17 protein-coding genes and 2 tRNA genes are annotated in these 15074 nt (G+C 62.3%); 8 read left to right on the plus strand and 11 right to left on the minus strand.

Annotated elements, in window-relative coordinates; translation table 11 throughout:
- Window positions 1-97: 97 nt before the first annotated feature.
- Window positions 98-898: an HNH endonuclease family protein gene (locus ABIE35_RS05465; RefSeq protein WP_354513822.1), complete on the plus strand. Its 801-nt coding sequence runs from the start codon at window positions 98-100 to the stop codon at window positions 896-898.
- Here ABIE35_RS05465 and ABIE35_RS05470 read toward each other — a convergent pair.
- The 4 genes from ABIE35_RS05470 to orn all read right to left on the minus strand — a co-directional run bounded on the left by ABIE35_RS05470 (window position 883) and on the right by orn (window position 3270).
- Complete coding sequence (locus tag ABIE35_RS05470; RefSeq protein WP_354513090.1) at window positions 883-1722, minus strand: acyltransferase domain-containing protein; 840 nt, start codon at window positions 1720-1722, stop codon at window positions 883-885. The two genes, ABIE35_RS05465 and ABIE35_RS05470, sit on opposite strands and share 16 nt — an antisense overlap.
- Window positions 1723-1725: 3 nt before the next feature.
- A complete protein-coding gene (def, locus tag ABIE35_RS05475; protein WP_089595328.1) occupies window positions 1726-2298 on the minus strand; it encodes a peptide deformylase in 573 nt (190 codons plus the stop codon).
- Between the two features lie 128 nt (window positions 2299-2426).
- Window positions 2427-2502 (minus strand) — tRNA-His (locus ABIE35_RS05480).
- A gap of 132 nt (window positions 2503-2634) precedes the next feature.
- On the minus strand, window positions 2635-3270 hold the full coding sequence (gene orn, locus ABIE35_RS05485) for an oligoribonuclease (RefSeq protein ID WP_354513092.1): 636 nt from the start codon (window positions 3268-3270) through the stop codon (window positions 2635-2637).
- 147 nt (window positions 3271-3417) lie between these two features.
- Between orn and mptB the strand changes: the two genes are divergently transcribed.
- The gene (gene mptB, locus ABIE35_RS05490) at window positions 3418-4974 is read left to right on the plus strand and encodes a polyprenol phosphomannose-dependent alpha 1,6 mannosyltransferase MptB (protein WP_198318224.1); all 1557 of its coding nucleotides are present in this window, start codon (window positions 3418-3420) and stop codon (window positions 4972-4974) included.
- Between the two features lie 6 nt (window positions 4975-4980).
- Here mptB and ABIE35_RS05495 read toward each other — a convergent pair whose 3' ends face one another.
- Complete coding sequence (locus ABIE35_RS05495; protein ID WP_354513094.1) at window positions 4981-5664, minus strand: DNA alkylation repair protein; 684 nt, start codon at window positions 5662-5664, stop codon at window positions 4981-4983.
- 155 nt (window positions 5665-5819) lie between these two features.
- Here ABIE35_RS05495 and map point away from each other — a divergent pair, with 155 nt between their 5' ends.
- Window positions 5820-6587, plus strand: coding sequence for a type I methionyl aminopeptidase (map, locus tag ABIE35_RS05500; protein ID WP_354513096.1), 768 nt, complete (start codon window positions 5820-5822; stop codon window positions 6585-6587).
- A gap of 29 nt (window positions 6588-6616) precedes the next feature.
- Here the strand turns inward: map and ABIE35_RS05505 are convergent, their stop codons facing one another.
- Both ABIE35_RS05505 and ABIE35_RS05510 read right to left on the minus strand, forming a co-directional pair.
- Window positions 6617-7222 carry a GNAT family N-acetyltransferase gene (locus tag ABIE35_RS05505; protein WP_354513098.1) on the minus strand — a complete coding sequence of 202 codons (606 nt, stop codon included), beginning with the start codon at window positions 7220-7222 and terminating at the stop codon, window positions 6617-6619.
- A 63-nt stretch (window positions 7223-7285) separates the two neighbouring features.
- Entirely contained in the window at window positions 7286-7870 is a 585-nt protein-coding gene (locus tag ABIE35_RS05510; protein WP_354513100.1) for a single-stranded DNA-binding protein, read from the minus strand.
- A gap of 220 nt (window positions 7871-8090) precedes the next feature.
- On the opposite strand from ABIE35_RS05510, the gene ABIE35_RS05515 reads away from it, so the two are divergent.
- The 3 genes from ABIE35_RS05515 to ettA all read left to right on the plus strand — a co-directional run bounded on the left by ABIE35_RS05515 (window position 8091) and on the right by ettA (window position 10577).
- Window positions 8091-8166: transfer RNA gene (locus tag ABIE35_RS05515), tRNA-Arg, on the plus strand.
- Between the two features lie 189 nt (window positions 8167-8355).
- Window positions 8356-8838: a DUF6993 domain-containing protein gene (locus ABIE35_RS05520; RefSeq protein ID WP_354513102.1), complete on the plus strand. Its 483-nt coding sequence runs from the start codon at window positions 8356-8358 to the stop codon at window positions 8836-8838.
- Window positions 8839-8894: 56 nt separating this feature from the next.
- Window positions 8895-10577: an energy-dependent translational throttle protein EttA gene (gene ettA, locus ABIE35_RS05525; protein ID WP_207593754.1), complete on the plus strand. Its 1683-nt coding sequence runs from the start codon at window positions 8895-8897 to the stop codon at window positions 10575-10577.
- A gap of 90 nt (window positions 10578-10667) precedes the next feature.
- Here ettA and ABIE35_RS05530 read toward each other — a convergent pair whose 3' ends face one another.
- Entirely contained in the window at window positions 10668-11573 is a 906-nt protein-coding gene (locus ABIE35_RS05530; RefSeq protein WP_311213035.1) for an acyl-CoA thioesterase, read from the minus strand.
- 63 nt (window positions 11574-11636) lie between these two features.
- On the opposite strand from ABIE35_RS05530, the gene ABIE35_RS05535 reads away from it, so the two are divergent.
- Entirely contained in the window at window positions 11637-12308 is a 672-nt protein-coding gene (locus ABIE35_RS05535; RefSeq protein WP_354513105.1) for a DUF8185 domain-containing protein, read from the plus strand.
- A gap of 2 nt (window positions 12309-12310) precedes the next feature.
- Here the strand turns inward: ABIE35_RS05535 and ABIE35_RS05540 are convergent, their stop codons facing one another.
- Both ABIE35_RS05540 and ABIE35_RS05545 read right to left on the minus strand, forming a co-directional pair.
- Window positions 12311-12787 (minus strand): globin, encoded by a 477-nt coding sequence (locus ABIE35_RS05540; protein ID WP_354513107.1) that lies wholly within the window; start codon window positions 12785-12787, stop codon window positions 12311-12313.
- Complete coding sequence (locus ABIE35_RS05545) at window positions 12780-13481, minus strand: mechanosensitive ion channel family protein (RefSeq protein ID WP_207593751.1); 702 nt, start codon at window positions 13479-13481, stop codon at window positions 12780-12782. Before ABIE35_RS05545 ends, ABIE35_RS05540 begins: the two co-directional genes overlap by 8 nt.
- Window positions 13482-13568: 87 nt before the next feature.
- On the opposite strand from ABIE35_RS05545, the gene ABIE35_RS05550 reads away from it, so the two are divergent.
- A complete protein-coding gene (locus ABIE35_RS05550) occupies window positions 13569-14582 on the plus strand; it encodes an NAD-dependent epimerase/dehydratase family protein (RefSeq protein WP_354513109.1) in 1014 nt (337 codons plus the stop codon).
- On the opposite strand, the gene ABIE35_RS05555 is transcribed toward ABIE35_RS05550, so the two are convergent.
- Window positions 14579-15058, minus strand: coding sequence for an OsmC family protein (locus ABIE35_RS05555; protein ID WP_207593749.1), 480 nt, complete (start codon window positions 15056-15058; stop codon window positions 14579-14581). The genes ABIE35_RS05550 and ABIE35_RS05555 overlap by 4 nt on opposite strands.
- Window positions 15059-15074: the final 16 nt, after the last annotated feature.

The raw sequence follows: 15074 nt of genomic DNA on the forward strand, positions 1-15074 counted from the left end.
GGTGTGACTTCTCCTACACACTGTGGATACCGGCTCTTTCTGTCGGGGCCTTGTCCTACGCTCGTAGGACATGCCTGCCCCCACTGGACGGAGTCCCTTGAGTATCACCTGGTCTGCCTACAAACGCGCCCGCCGCAGATCCCGGCAAGCATGGACGATTCTCGCCTTGGCTGCCGCAACCATCGTGGCGGCGCTTTCCTGGTTTTTCACCGCGGGCCAATTCTCCGCCGCAGATCCGTGGGTAGCAGGACCCAACGAAGCGCCCGTTTACAACCCCCTCTGGATGAAACCCGTGCGCGGCGCCGCCCCGGTGACTGCCGAGAAGGCCGCCGATGCCTTGGACCGGCTGCCGGTCAAGGGCAGGGCCCCCAAATCAGACTATGACCGGGCGGCCTTCGGACAGGCCTGGGCCGATGCCGACCGTAACGGGTGCGACACCAGGAACGACATCCTCCGGCGTGACCTTTCCGCTGTCGAGTTCACAGAAGGATCTTCCTGCAAGGTGGCCGGTGGCAGTTTCCACGAACCTTACACCGGGGCACAGGTGGTTTTCAGGCGGGGGCAGGAAACAAGTGCGGCCGTCCAAATCGACCATGTGGTTGCCTTGGCGGACGCATGGCAAAAAGGGGCACAACAGCTGACCGTTCAGCAGCGGCAGACTTTCGCCAACGATCCTTTGAACCTGATTGCGGCCGACGGTCCTGCGAACGTCAAAAAAGGGGCGGGTGACGCTGCGACGTGGCTGCCGGCCAACAAGAACTTCCGCTGCCACTACGTCGCCCGGCAAATTTCCGTGAAGGCCGCGTACAAGCTCTGGGTAACACAGGCGGAAAAGGACGCCATGAAGGGCGTCCTCTCCTCCTGTCCGGAGCAACAGACCATCTACAGCTCGAGGTGACCGTGCCCCAGCTGCCAGGTGCCGCCGTCGTCGATTCTCTCCAAGACCACCCGCTGAAGTGACGTCTCCCGGGGAAGCTTGTCCAGGTCCTGGAGCCCGCGCTGCCGGAAGGTGAAATACACGGCGTCGGTAGGGGCTTCAGAACAACGGTCCAGCGTGAAGCGCCGGGCAAACGAGGCAATGTTGCTCTCAGGCAGGTGGTCCGCAAGATAGGGGTCCAGCATCCACGAATCGCACGTGGCAACGGCTGCTGGCTTATCAGGGAAGTATCGGGGGAAGAACAGGCGGGCCTCGGACAAGCTGGCATCCACCGAGGCGGGGGACAGCCCGCCATCTTCTGGAATGTGGACGCCGAGTACCCAGTGACCGTCAGCCGCGGGGGTACCGGCTTGAGCGGTTTCCTCCGGGCTGCGGACCAGATGGAACTGCAGGCGGCCCAGCCTGAACAGGTTCCCTGCCATGTGCAAGGTCATCCAGCCCCAGGTATCGAGGCCGAACCGGCCATGGACCCGCCGGTTGATCCTGAGCTGCAGTCCCATGTCAGCCAGCGATGCCGCAGAGACTTCGGGACTGATACCGAGCTTCAGGTGATAAGCGTGGACGGTGGGGGAGAAGCGGAGCAGTGCTTCGATCCAGACCGATTCGTCGGGGTTGTCTTCCTGGATGCTGTCCAGTGGAAAGGAACCCAGCCGCTCGTCCATGGCAGCCATGGCGCGCAGCACCGCTTCGCCGGGCGGAGTTGCGAGAAGGGCGGTGCACTCCTCCGCGTCGTCGCCGCTGATGTCCAGGAGTTCGAAGAGTCCAGTGTGCGGGGTCGGGGTCATGGCTCAGTGTCCAAAAGGATCGGGATCGACGCCGGGCATCCACGTCAGGCCTGGCACGCCCCAGCCGTGCTTCTTCGCTTGCTTGAGGGCCTTCTTTGCGTACCTGTCCACCAGCCGGTTAACGTACAGCTTGCCGTCCAGATGGTCGAACTCGTGCTGCAGAATCCGGGCAAACCAGCCGGTCGCTTCAAAGTCCACAGGGTTGCCGTCACCGTCGAAGCCCTGGACGCGCGTCCATTCAGCACGTTGCAAAGGGTAGTACTCACCCGGGAAGGACAAGCAACCCTCAACATGCTCGTCAGGATCCGGAAGAGCTCCCGAGACTTTGGAGAGAGTCAGTACCGGGTTGACCACCACGCCCTGTTCCGGAACATCGTCATCGTTGGCGTACTTGTACACGAAAAGGCGCTTGCCCACACCGATCTGCGGGGCAGCGAGCCCCACACCGTTGGCGGCGTCGTTGGTCTCGAACATATCCGCGATCAGCCCGCGGAGTTGGTCGTCGAAAACCTCCACTTCGCTGGCCCGGCGATGCAAAACAGGTTCGCCCCAAATGGTGACTGGCAGGACGGTCATGTCAGTTCTTCCTTTTGTTGATCGCTGAAGTCCGGAGCGGCGCAGGTCCGCTTCATGGCTTAAAAGCAAAGGCCGCACCGGATAACCGGTGCGGCCTTTGTGGAAACCGGCTCTGCAGCCAATCTCGGTGGGGTGAGCTACGGGGGTTGAACCCGCGACCTCCTGGACCACAACCAGGCGCTCTGCCAACTGAGCTAAGCCCACCACGTGCCTTTTGGGGCTGAACCGTTTGACCGGCTTTCCTTCAAGGCAACGACAAATAGCTTACCTGCTGTTTTGGGGTGCAAAGTCCACTTTTGCCGGTTTTGGCGAAAAAACCTTGAAAAATGGTGCAGATCACACGGTTTCGGTGGATCCCAAGGTCTCCGCAGTGGCCATGACATCCCTGGAGATGCGCTGTGCCGTGGCAGTGTCCGGTCCGGGGGCGGGCACGAAGACGGCCTGGCGGTAGTAGCGAAGTTCGTCGATGGAGTCCTTAATATCACCGAGGGCGCGGTGTCCGCCGTGCTTGGCGGGCGACTGGAAGTAGGCGCGCGGGAACCAGCGCCGCGAGAGCTCCTTGATGGTGCTGACATCGATCACGCGGTAATGGAGGTGCTCCACGATGTTTGGCATGTCCCTGGCCAGGAACATGCGGTCTGTTCCCACGGAGTTCCCGCCCAAAGGCGCCTTGCGGGGGTCCGGAACCCACTTCTCGATGTATTCAAGGACCTGGGCTTCGGCCTCGGCCATGGTCTTCCCATGGGGGAGTTCGTCAAGGAGCTTGGAGCGGGTATGCATGTCCCGTACGAAATCATTCATTTGTTCCAGCGCGGCATCGTCCGGCTTGATGACGACGTCGACGCCGTCGCCGAGGATGTTGAGCTCGGAATCCGTCACCAGCGCCGCGACCTCGATCAGGGCGTCGTTATTCAGGTCCAGGCCGGTCATTTCGCAGTCGATCCAGACGATGCGTTCATTAGTAATAGGCACGCGCCCAGCCTATCCTTCAGCCGCTTCGAAGTGCTCTGATGGTACGATTTTTGAGCGCGGCAGTGTCTTTTTCTTCCTGCCGTGGAAAGTCCCAAAGACGCAGAATTTCTCCCGAATGTACCGGGCGAACGATTGGATGACGACCACATGACGGTGCCAGTACCCGCCGCCCAGAAGGCAGGGACAGCAGCGCCGACGGCAGATGCTGCGGCCAGCGAGGTTGATAATGCCCGTTCGCCGCTGATTGCCGGTTTCATCGGCTCCATGTTCATGGTCTTCGGGTCCTTGGGGGTGGGCTGGCTCGCTCCGGTCTCCGAACTCCGGCGGTTGCCGCTCTTCATCTGGATGCGCACCGAAGGCGTTGGAGTCGCCCTGTCGATTGTCCTTTTGGCCGTTGGCGGAATGCTGCTGGTCCGGGCCTGGCTGCGATTGGGGCAACGCGTCCGGGTCTGGGGGCTGGAGGCGCGGAAAGCAACGCTTCAGGCCGTGGCTGCGTGGGGATTGCCCATGATGTTCACCGTTCCCCTCTTCAGCAGGGACGTTTACGCATACATCGGTCAGGGCCGCCTGATGGTCGAAGGCATCAATCCCTACGAGAATGGGATTTCCGCGCTGCCCAATTACTTCCAACTGGGTGCGGACAAGATGTGGACCGAAGCGCCGGTGCCGTACGGGCAATTGTTCCTGTGGATCGAGCAGTTCGTCGTCTGGGTGACCAATGTCCAACCTGAAGCAAGCATCATGTTGTTCCGGTTGGTTGCCCTTGTGGGAATCGTCCTCTGCATTATCTATGTACCCAAGCTGGCGGAACTTCACGGAGTGAATCCGCACCGGGCGCTGTGGCTGACAGCCGCAAATCCGCTCTTCCTGACCAACTTCATTGCCAGCGTCCACAACGACGCACTCATGATCGGGCTGGCCCTTGCAGGTCTCTACTACTGCGCAACACGTCGCGTGATCCTGGGCTTGGTACTGGTCACCCTCTCCATCTCCGTGAAGCCTATTACGGTGGTGTTCCTTCCCTTTATTGGGCTCTTGTGGGCCGGCAAGGGGGCTTCCTGGCCGCGGAAATTCGTCTTCTGGTTCCTGACCGCGGGGCTGAGCTTCGGATTGCTGTATGCCATGAGCATGGTTAATGGCTTCGGATTTGGTTGGATCAATGGCCTGTCGGCTCCAGGCAGTGTCTGGATCTGGTACGCGCCCATAGGCCTGATCGGCTTGGTGGTGGCGTCCATCTTCAACGTCTTTGGACTGGACGGCTGGGGCATGGCCAAGTGGGTTTACGACGCCGGCAAGGTGCTCATGGTGGGCGCCATCGCCTGGCAGGTCTTCCGCGGCGACTACGACCGCCTGATGCGCCGGCTCACACTGGCATTTGCAGCTATCGTCATTCTGGCGCCGATGATCCAGTCCTGGTACGTGGTCTGGCTGATTCCGCTCTTTGCCGTGACCGGTATCCGCAATGACTGGCAAGTCAAAGCCGTCTATTTCGTGGTCTCGTTCTTCATGGTCTACGCGATCTCGGACCAACTGGACGTCTTCCCGTACCTCCAGAGCGAAGACCTGGGCCTGGCTTTGACGTTGGCCCGGAATGCAGCGGCCATCATTGCCTTGCTCTTCGCCGTGTACCTGATCTTCGTGGACCCGAAGACCAAGAGCTTGTTCCGCAAACACGACGAGCCAGGCCTCCGTCCGATCATCTAAGCCCCATCAGCCGGACGACAAAAGCCGTGTCCCCTCACGCAGGGACAAGGGACTCAGCGATGACGCGTTATCTGCGGCAAAGGCTCGGACCCATTCGGGATCTGACTTGCTGTATTCGCGCAGTGCCCAGCCGATGGCCTTGCGGATGAAGAACTCCCTGCTGTGCATGTTGGGTTCGATGACCGCGGCCAGCAATCCGTGATCGGTCATGGACTTTGCCCCCAGCTGGGCAGTAATTGCAGCCCGACGGATCCACATGTCGTTGTCCTCGGCCCAGCGAAGCAGCAAAGGGGTCATTGTTGACTTGTGTGCGAGCAACAGCGCGCAAATCCGGGGCGAAACTCCATCCACCAGGTCCCACCAGGCTCCTGTCCGGATAATTTCCTCGTACACGGGCAGCATGTCCAGGTCTTCCTTCACCATCCGCTGGCCCGTCAGGTCTATGGCTGCGTACCGCTCTTCGCGTGCCTCGGCATCGCGCCACAACAAGAGAACCCCCTGCCGCAGCTCCTCAGGGGTTGAGACAGGAAACTCTCTTGCTGCTGCTTTGACGATGCTCCGCACTTCCGGAACCCTGACCCCGAGCGAGGGCATATCCGACTTCATGTACTTTTGGGAACCAAGCGCCCGTTCAGCGTCCCCGGACGAGCGGAGCGAGGATCGGATCGAGTCCACTAGTTCCTTGGTCATGCGTCCACTGTAGGACCGATGTACAGCTGCGGGATCTCCTGCCACTGGCCGGAGACCCTCCCAGACATTTCAAGGGGGTCGTAGAGTGGGCAGAGTGGCAGCTTCTGGCCGCACAACCAGCCCCTGAGGGCACGCCCAGCAACGGAGGACCTTTGATGTCAATGCTGAAAACTCCCCAGCAGATCACGTTGATGCGTGAGGCCGGCAGGGTGGTGGCCAACGCTCTACGGGCTGTGAAGGAGCACGCTGCCGTGGGCGTTTCCCTCAAGGAACTTGACGACGTAGCGGCGGCAGTGATGTCCGACGCCGGCGCCAGGCCCGCCTTCCTCGACTACCACCCCCGCTGGGCTTCAGTGCCCTTTCCCGGCGTGATCTGCGCCAGTGTCAACGACGCCGTAGTGCACGGTATCCCTAACGGCTATGCGCTTGAGGACGGCGATCTGCTCAGCGTTGACTGCGGCGCCTTCCTGGAGGGTTGGTGCGGAGACGCTGCCATCAGCTTCATTGTGGGGGAGGGCGACCCCTTGGACCAGGAACTCATAGATGCAACGGATGCCGCGCTGGCGCGGGGAATAGAAGCAGCACGCGTGGGCAACAAAATGGGTGATCTTGCCTACGCCATTGGTGGTGAAGCCAGACGCGCAGGTTACGGCCTGCTGGCCGATCACGGCGGACATGGCATCGGCCGGACCATGCATGCCGAACCCCCTGTTCCCAACATCGGGCGTCCCGGGCGGGGAATGAAGCTGGAGGAGGGCCTGGTCATTGCCATCGAGCCCATGTTGATTCTTGGAGGGAAGGACGATTACTACCACGATGAGGACGAGTGGACCCTGCGTTCGGCAAACGGACGCAGGGCAGCCCACAGCGAGCACACGGTTGCCATCACGGCGGACGGCCCGATGATCCTGACACTGCCTTGAATCAGGTCACGCCTTGAATCAGGCATGCTTCAGGGCACCTCGTGGCCATTGGTAAGCCGTACCACGGGACGACCTGGCACGGATTCGGAGACCAGGCTGAAACCGGCAGCCCGAAAAAGTGACAGAGTGCCGTGGTACAGCTCCGCTGAGGTCGCCTTGGTCCTGAGCCCTGTGTCGACGGGGTAGGCCTCCACGACTTCCGCGCCGTTGTTGAACGCGTGCTCCAAGGCGGCGTTCAGGAGCGCGGAGGCCACCCCTGTGCGGCGATGCCTTGGGGCCACCACGAAACAACTGATGGCCCAAATGCTGGTGTGGTCAGCGGCAGTAGATGGTTCTGCCCTCAGGACCGGGGACCGCTTCAGCCGCAGGTAGTTTGTCCGGGGTTCAACAGCACACCAACCAACTGGATTGCCGTCCCTGAAGGCCATGACTCCCGGAGCCGGTCCAGTGCTGAACGCTGACTTCAGCATTTCCTTTCGATCATCCGGCGAGGTGGTGTCCCATTCCTTGCCGGCAAGGGCGAACCACCGGCACCAACACCGGGATGGTTCGCCCTTGGTCCCGAACAGCTCCTCAACTGCTGCCCACGACGCAGGTGCCGTCTCTAGCCTGAGTGCATCCTCGTGCTGTGCCATGGACCCAGAATAGGCCCCACCGTCGCGGCTGGAATGGCGGGTTACGGGCACCAGGCTCGAGGTTCAAGCGCCAGCACCCACCAGCTCTCCTGTCGAGGTGTTCACCATCAATGGCCCCGTTCCATCGGGATCATCCATCCCGGCTGCTGCTGACTCGTCCTCCGGAGGAGCTTGTTCGGCATCCTCAGTGTGCCACTCGCCGCTGCTCCCGGGCCCACCCGGGGTGGGGCTGGACAAAGCCTCGTCCGAGGGCACAGTGTCTGCAGCGGCGGAGTCTGCCGGTCCCGAGGTGCCGTTCATGCGGGTGAAGTTGGCGGAGCCCCACATGAGGTCGTGTCCCACGGATTCGGCGTCGATTTCCGCTACATGGTAGACGCGGCCTTCATGTTCCCATTGCCTCAACCGGAGCCTTCCCATGACCAGCACACGCTGCCCCTTTTTGACGCTGCACCCAACGTGTCCGGCAAGGTATCGGAACGATTGCACCGTATACCAATTGGTGTTGCCGTCAACCCACGTGTTGCTCGACCGGTCGTAACGGCGCTCAGTGGTTCCCAGGCGGAACGACGCTGTGGCCGTTCCCCGTGTGGTGGTGGAAGTCTTAACCTCCGAGGCCACGAAGCCCCGGACGGTGATGATGTCATTCATTGGTGGTCCTTTTGGATGTAGGGAGTGCCTGTCCGGCTCTTTCAGCTTCATCCAGTGAAGCCGTCGAAGGCAGTGCCGCGGGGGCCTATGTGCATAACCCTGGCAAACGGGCCCTTGTGGAGGAATGGAGGCCGCTGGCGATGAGATGGCGGGCTACCCGCCGATGGCACTGTAAACTCTTTGTGGCGCCAGCCGCCCATGGTGGTGACGGCGTCAGTGCGCCCCAGTAGCTCAGGGGATAGAGCAGCGGCCTTCTAATCCGCCGGTCGGGGGTTCGATTCCCTCCTGGGGCACCACCGCATCCCCCTTGGACAAGCTTCCAAGGGGGATGTTCCTTTATCGCCTCGCTTCAAGAACTTCGATGCAACGGCATCACGGGCCTTCCGCTCATGGTGGTTCGCGCCATTCCTCGGCCGGGTTACCAAAATCCCTTCAGCCGAACCCTGCCGGTGAACACCCCGTGTGAATGGCACAATGTCTAAGTGATGAGCAGGGGAACGACGCCGGGTGGCAGGTCAACGGGGGCAGCGAAAATCCGCGGTGCAGCATTGTCGCTGACGGTAGCGGTAACAATTGCGCTGACTGGTTGCACTTCAAGCACGGGGTCCACGGCGCAACCAGGGACCGTCCCGGCCCCCTCCACCTCTGCCCAAGTCACAGCTCCGGTGGATCCCGCCGTCGCTGCCACGTCGGCAACCGTCGAAACTACGCTGAAAAACCTCGTGGCCGGCAACCCTAAGCCGGACCAGGAAGCGCTCCGCTCGGCCTTGGTCTCGGTCGGGATTCCGAAGGCCAACGTGGAAGTCTCTGCCAGCCGGACGCCCACGGGCCTTGACGTCGATGCCCTGGAGGCAGCGGCTTTGACCGGGGAGAGCTGCATCGTGGGGCAAATCCGTGACGGTGGTGTCCTGGTGACCGTACTGCCCGTGCTGGCTACCGGTAAATGTTTCGTGGGAGACGCCCGCTAGCGGCTCTTCGGGGCGCGAATGTGAGTTAAGCAGGCCGAGCCATTAGATTTAAGGGCATGGCGGAATTCATTTACACGATGACCAAGGCTCGCAAAGCCGTTGGCGACAAACTTATTCTGGACGATGTCAGCATGTCGTTCTACCCTGGCGCGAAGATCGGCGTCGTGGGACCGAACGGTGCTGGTAAGTCCACCATCCTGAAGATCATGGCCGGACTGGACACCCCTTCAAACGGCGAGGCCCGCCTGAGCCCCGGTTACACCGTGGGCATCCTCCTGCAGGAACCGCCGCTGAACGAGGAAAAGACCGTCTTGGGCAATGTCCAAGAAGGTGTAGGCGAGATCTACGGCAAGATCCAGCGTTTCAACGAGATCTCCGAAGAAATGGCCAACCCGGACGCGGATTACGAGACGCTCCTGGATGAAATGGGCAAGCTGCAGGAAGCCATTGACGCTGCCGACGCCTGGGACATCGATTCCCAGCTGGAACAGGCTATGGACGCCTTGCGTTGCCCGCCGGCTGATTCCGACGTCACTGTCCTCTCCGGTGGTGAGCGCCGCCGCGTGGCCCTGTGCAAGCTTCTTCTCCAGAAGCCTGATCTGCTGCTCCTCGATGAGCCCACCAACCACTTGGACGCCGAGAGCGTGCTGTGGCTCGAACAGCACCTCTCCCAGTACCCCGGTGCTGTCCTTGCCGTGACCCACGACCGTTACTTCCTGGACCATGTGGCCGAGTGGATCGCAGAAGTTGACCGCGGCCACCTCTACCCGTATGAGGGCAACTACTCCACCTACCTGGAGAAGAAGAAGGCCCGCCTGGAGGTCCAAGGCAAGAAGGACGCCAAGCTGTCCAAGCGCCTTACCGAGGAACTTGAGTGGGTGCGCTCCAACGCCAAGGGCCGCCAGACCAAGTCCAAGGCCCGTCTTGCCCGCTACGAGGAAATGGCTGCAGAGGCCGATCGCACCCGCAAGCTGGACTTCGAAGAGATCCAGATCCCGCCGGGACCGCGCCTGGGTTCCCTGGTCATCGAGGCCAAGAACCTGAAGAAGGGCTTCGACGACCGCGTCCTGATCGATGGCCTTTCCTTCTCGCTGCCCCGCAACGGCATCGTTGGCGTCATCGGACCCAACGGTGTGGGTAAGTCCACGCTGTTCAAGACGATCGTCGGCATGGAGCCCTTGGACGATGGTGAGCTCAAGATCGGCGAGTCCGTGAAGATCTCCTACGTGGACCAGTCCCGTGGCGGCATCGATCCCAACAAATCCCTCTGGGAAGTTGTCTCGGAGGGCCACGACTTCCTTCAGGTCGGTCAGGTCGAAATGCCTTCGCGTGCCTACGTTTCGGCATTCGGCTTCAAGGGCCCGGACCAGCAGAAGAAGGCCGGTGTCCTCTCCGGTGGTGAGCGCAACCGCCTCAACCTGGCGCTGACCCTCAAGCAGGGCGGCAACCTTTTGCTCCTTGACGAACCCACTAACGACCTCGACGTCGAAACCCTGAGCAGCCTCGAAAACGCCCTCCTGGAATTCCCGGGCTGCGCAGTGGTGGTTTCGCACGATCGCTGGTTCCTCGACAGGGTAGCGACCCACATCCTCGCTTACGAAGGTGACGACGAGAACCCGTCCAAGTGGTACTGGTTCGAGGGAAACTTCGACTCCTACGAAGAGAACAAGGTGGAGCGCCTCGGCCCCGATGCTGCCAAGCCGCACCGCGTCACGCACCGCCGCCTGACCCGCGACTAGGAATTCCAGGCACACAAGCAGAAAGGCCGGTCCCGCAAGGGACCGGCCTTTCTGCTTTAACTCCTCGCCGTCACACAGCGCCTCGAAAGCCTACGGGATCCGCACCATACCCTCTTGGGCCACGGTGGCAACATGCAGTCCGTCGCGGTTAAAGATGCGGCCCGTAGCGAGTCCTCGGGCGCCTTGGGCGCTTGGGGACTCCTGGACGTAAAGCATCCACTCGTCCACCCGCACGGGGCGGTGCCACCACATGGCGTGGTCGAGGCTGGCGACACTCATTCCCGGCGTCATCCATGCGAGGCCGTGTGCGCGGAGAATGGGCTCCAACAGCGTGTAGTCGCTGGCGTAGGCCAGGGCGGCACGGTGCAGGTTGGGATCATCGGGCAACGGCCCCATGGTTTTCATCCACACGGCGTTGCTTGCCACGTGCTGGGTGGGTGGGGACACATAGAGCGCCGGGTCGATGTGGCGGACGTCGAACGGACGTTCAGATGACATGTGCCGCGCCATCGGGTGGTCGAACTGCGACAACAGCTCCGCAGTGCTGGGCAGGGACTCTGGGTCGGGGATGCCTTCGGGCATGGTGGCCTGGTGGTCCAGGCCGGTGTCCTCCACCTGGAATGACGCGATCATCGAGAGAATCGGCACGCCGTCCTGGTATGCGTGAACGCGTCGGGCGGAGAATGAACGTCCGTCCCGCAACCTCTCGACACCGAAAGTGATGGGCTTGTTGGCGTCCCCCGGCCGCAGGAAGTAGCCGTGCATGGAGTGTGCCACCCTGTCCGGTTCCACTGTTCGCATGCCGGCCATCATCGACTGCGCCAAGACCTGGCCACCAAAAACCCTGTGCCGGGGCTGTTTCTGTGATGGGCCAAGGAAGATGTCCTCGTTGGTCCGGGCTCCGTCAAAGTCACCAAGGTCCAGCAGGCCGATCAGCACATCCATGGGGTCTTCTGCGGGTGCTTCCACTTCAAGGCCAGCATTCGTCTCAGTCATGGTTCGACTTTAGACGCCGCCCCGACCCCTCTCAACCGGGGACATGCCGGTAGAGTCGATGATGTGACAGACGTCTTGACCCAGTCCTTCCGCTTCGCCGATCCCCGCGACCTCACTGACTTGAAAACCTTTGTGACGCGGGCCAAGAGCATCGACGACGGCGCCATCCGCCTCCAGGCCGCGGGCAGTGTCCTGGCCGCGTACGTGTGCGTCTTGCGGCCGCGCATCCTGGGGGAGTCCACTCCCACCATCCTCGGCCTGCGGACCATGGCCCTGGCTGAGCCGGCCCAGGCCGATGTGACGGTGACGCTTGCGTCCGTTATGGACCGGTTGGCCCGATCGGGTGCCGACGACGTGGAGCTGCCCATACCTCCGTCGACCGTTTCCGAGTCCTGGGCAGGCGTTGGCGCGCCGCGCTCCGGCTGGGAAGTGCAGGGATCAATACTCGACGCCGACCTCAGGTCGGCGGCCGAGGCCGGCATAGCCGAGGTGGCCGGTGTCATTCCGGCTTTGGCAGGTGCTGCAGTGGTCAACAGCGCCAGGGCGGCAATATGGGGCCGTGAGCTTCCAGATACGGGCGACCTTCCTGCCGGGGCGGCCTTCGCTGCTTTCGCCTTGGGTTTCCTGGGGGACGCCGAGCAGAAGGTCTTCCGCAATGGCCGCTGGTTCCGCTTGAGCGGCCCCCGCGGCCATGTGCTGGTGCGCACAGGCGCAGGCCTGGGGCTCGGCTTCTAGGGTCAGGCTCCGGACGAAGGGCTGTTGACCATGGTCAGCGCAGCCCGTTCCATGTAGTCCCACAGGGTGCCCTCGTGCAGCGGGGAGAGCTCCAGGGAGTCCACAGCCGTGCGCATGTGGAACAGCCAGCGGTCCTTGGCCTCGGGGGTTACCCGGAACGGCATGTGGCGCATGCGCAGCCGGGGATGGCCGCGCTCTTCTCCGTAGGTGGTGGGACCGCCCCAGTATTGCTCCAGGAACATCAGGAAGCGCCGCTTTGCCGGCCCCAGGTCCTCCTCCGGGTACATGGGCCGAAGCAAAGGATCCGTGGCAACGCCGTCGTAGAAGACGTCGATGAGCTTGACGAATGTCTCGTGACCGCCCACTGCAGCGTAGAAACTGTCCGTGTAAGCGGGCTGGCTGAAGGGATCATTCTGCATCAGCTGGCGTCGGGGGCCTGATTGCGGTGCCGGGGGTTGCCCGCCTGCTGTGCTACTCATTGGACTTCTCCTCGGCTTTGGTGACGCGGGGTGCGCCTGCTGTGACGGGCGCAGTTGCTGCAGCGCCGGGCTCAATGGTGGTGTCCGGTGTTTCCAGCGGGACGTAGTCACCCTGCGAGCGGTTGCCCACGCGGAGGATTTCGCCGTTGCGCAGATACCAGATGGCTCCGTCTTCAGCGCGGACCCGGGTGATGCGCAGGCCCACGGATTCAACGGTACCAATCACCTCGCTGGTGACAATGACATCGCCGATTCCGTATTGGTCTTCGATGGTGATGAAGATTCCAGCGAGGAAATCACGGATCAGTTGCTGGGCGCCGAAGCCGATGGCGACACCCAGGATGCCCACGCTGGTCAGCAGCGGCGCGACGTCCACGTTCATGTATTTGAGGACGTAGATGATCACGATCACCACCACCACAACGCTTACCAGGCTCGTCAGCAGGGTGCCGATTGTCTCGGCGCGCTGTGAGCGGCGCTCGTGGTCGAGTGCGCGGATGGCTGGTTGCACCCACTTGAAGTGCGCTTTCTTGAAGAAGGAACTTCCGGCGGAAACCCGCCGGGTGATGCGCAAGATAATGAACCGCGCAACGATCCACACACCCAGGCCCACGCCTACAGTGATGAGGATTGAAACGAGGTCGATCTTTTCGGGTTCCAAAGTGACAATTTCTGCCAAGGGGATGGAGGTCAAGGGTGAATTTCTCCTTGTCGTCGGCCCGTGTTCGCCGGGCGCGGAACACTCTGTCCACCTACAACCCTAGCGCCGTAGCGTGACCGTATGCGCATCCTGGTCCTTGGCGGTACCGCCTTCCTGTCCGCAGAAACCGCCCGGCAGGCTGTTGCCGCCGGACATGACGTCACCTGCTTTGCCCGTGGCACCTCAACAACCCCGCCCGACGGCGCCACCTGGGTCAGGGGGGACCGCGCCTTGGGCGCGGCGGCCTATGCTGAACTCGACGGCGGATGGGACGCGGTGGTGGAGGTATCGCGGGATCCCGTGCAGGCGGGCGAGGCGTTGGACGTGCTGGGAGCCGCCGCCGCGCACTGGACGTTTGTGTCGAGTTGCTCTGTTTATGCAGACCATTCGATACCCGGCGCGGATGAGGGCGCGGAGCTGCTTGAGCCGCTGCCGGCGGGACAGGCCGGTACCCCGGAGACTTACGGCGAATCCAAATCGGCTATTGAGCAGATGACTCTGGCTGTGGTGGGGGAGAAGGCACACATCGTGCGGGCGGGTCTCATCAGTGGCCCGGGGGACGGCACTGACAGGTACGGATACTGGCCCGCCCGATTCGCTGCTGACACTGACCCGGTGCTGGTTCCTGACATCCCGGATGCCGCAACACAGATCATTGACGTCCGGGATCTTGCCGCGTGGATCCTGCAATCCGCCGGTGGAGGACTGACCGGTACCTACAACGCGTTGGGCGACGTCGTGCGGTTTGAGGACTTCCTTGCCGAGTCCCAGCGGGCGGCCGGAACCGGAACCCGGGATGGAGCCGTGCAGGACGTTGTCCGGGCTGGCGAAGGGTGGCTCCTTGAGCACGGCGTCGACTACTGGGCAGGACCGGACTCGCTTCCCTTGTGGTTGCCGGCGGACCATGGTGGCTTCCAGGCCCGGTCCAACAAAGCTGCACGTGAGCGCGGAATGGTCCTGCGGCCCTGGCAGGAGACGTTGGCGGCCACGCTCGAGGATGAAAGGAGCCGGGGATTGGCCAGGGAACGCAAAGCCGGGCTCAGCCGCGAAACCGAACGACGTCTCGTGGCACTATGCCGGGCCCAACAGACCTAGGCTGCTGCCGGCGTCGTGCGTGGTTCGTGGAGGACGGGGAAGTTGACGCTGCGGGCGATGAAGCAGACCTGGTTGGCTTCATGGTGCAGTTGGGGCATCAACTCGGAATGGCTGGCATCGGCAATGGTGACGTGGGGTTTGAGCGTGACGCTTTCGAATTGACCGCTGCCGTCCCGGTTGAGCTTCATCAGGCCCTCGGCATTGTCCTCGTAGCCGGTGACCACCACCCCGTGCTTGACGGCCACATGGAGAAAAGACAGCATGTGGCACTGCGAGAGGGCAGCGAGCAGCAGTTGCTCCGGGTTGTAGCGTGAACGGTCCCCATGGAAGGTGGGATCAGCGGAGCCCTGAAGGGTGGGCAGACCCGGGATCTCCACGTCGTGGTCCCGTGAATAGGCCCGGTAGCCGGCCGTGCCCTCACCCAGGTTTCCGGTCCAGCGGACTGTCAGAGCGTAATGGTGTTCGTTGAGGCCCATGCGGACAGTCTAGCCA

This window comes from Paenarthrobacter sp. 4246 (genome assembly GCF_040546855.1).
In the GTDB taxonomy this organism is placed as follows: Bacteria; Actinomycetota; Actinomycetes; order Actinomycetales; family Micrococcaceae; genus Arthrobacter.

Bases quoted from the DNA above. Each gene is read 5' to 3' on its own strand.
- ABIE35_RS05470 (WP_354513090.1), bottom strand. From the start codon at position 1,722: ATGACCCCGACCCCGCACACTGGACTCTTCGAACTCCTGGACATCAGC.
- def (WP_089595328.1), bottom strand. From the start codon at position 2,298: ATGACCGTCCTGCCAGTCACCATTTGGGGCGAACCTGTTTTGCATCGC.
- mptB (WP_198318224.1), top strand. From the start codon at position 3,418: ATGACGGTGCCAGTACCCGCCGCCCAGAAGGCAGGGACAGCAGCGCCG.
- ABIE35_RS05495 (WP_354513094.1), bottom strand. From the start codon at position 5,664: ATGACCAAGGAACTAGTGGACTCGATCCGATCCTCGCTCCGCTCGTCC.
- map (WP_354513096.1), top strand. From the start codon at position 5,820: ATGTCAATGCTGAAAACTCCCCAGCAGATCACGTTGATGCGTGAGGCC.
- ABIE35_RS05505 (WP_354513098.1), bottom strand. From the start codon at position 7,222: ATGGCACAGCACGAGGATGCACTCAGGCTAGAGACGGCACCTGCGTCG.
- ABIE35_RS05510 (WP_354513100.1), bottom strand. From the start codon at position 7,870: ATGAATGACATCATCACCGTCCGGGGCTTCGTGGCCTCGGAGGTTAAG.
- ABIE35_RS05520 (WP_354513102.1), top strand. From the start codon at position 8,356: ATGAGCAGGGGAACGACGCCGGGTGGCAGGTCAACGGGGGCAGCGAAA.
- ettA (WP_207593754.1), top strand. From the start codon at position 8,895: ATGGCGGAATTCATTTACACGATGACCAAGGCTCGCAAAGCCGTTGGC.
- ABIE35_RS05530 (WP_311213035.1), bottom strand. From the start codon at position 11,573: ATGACTGAGACGAATGCTGGCCTTGAAGTGGAAGCACCCGCAGAAGAC.
- ABIE35_RS05540 (WP_354513107.1), bottom strand. From the start codon at position 12,787: ATGAGTAGCACAGCAGGCGGGCAACCCCCGGCACCGCAATCAGGCCCC.
- ABIE35_RS05550 (WP_354513109.1), top strand. From the start codon at position 13,569: ATGCGCATCCTGGTCCTTGGCGGTACCGCCTTCCTGTCCGCAGAAACC.
- ABIE35_RS05555 (WP_207593749.1), bottom strand. From the start codon at position 15,058: ATGGGCCTCAACGAACACCATTACGCTCTGACAGTCCGCTGGACCGGA.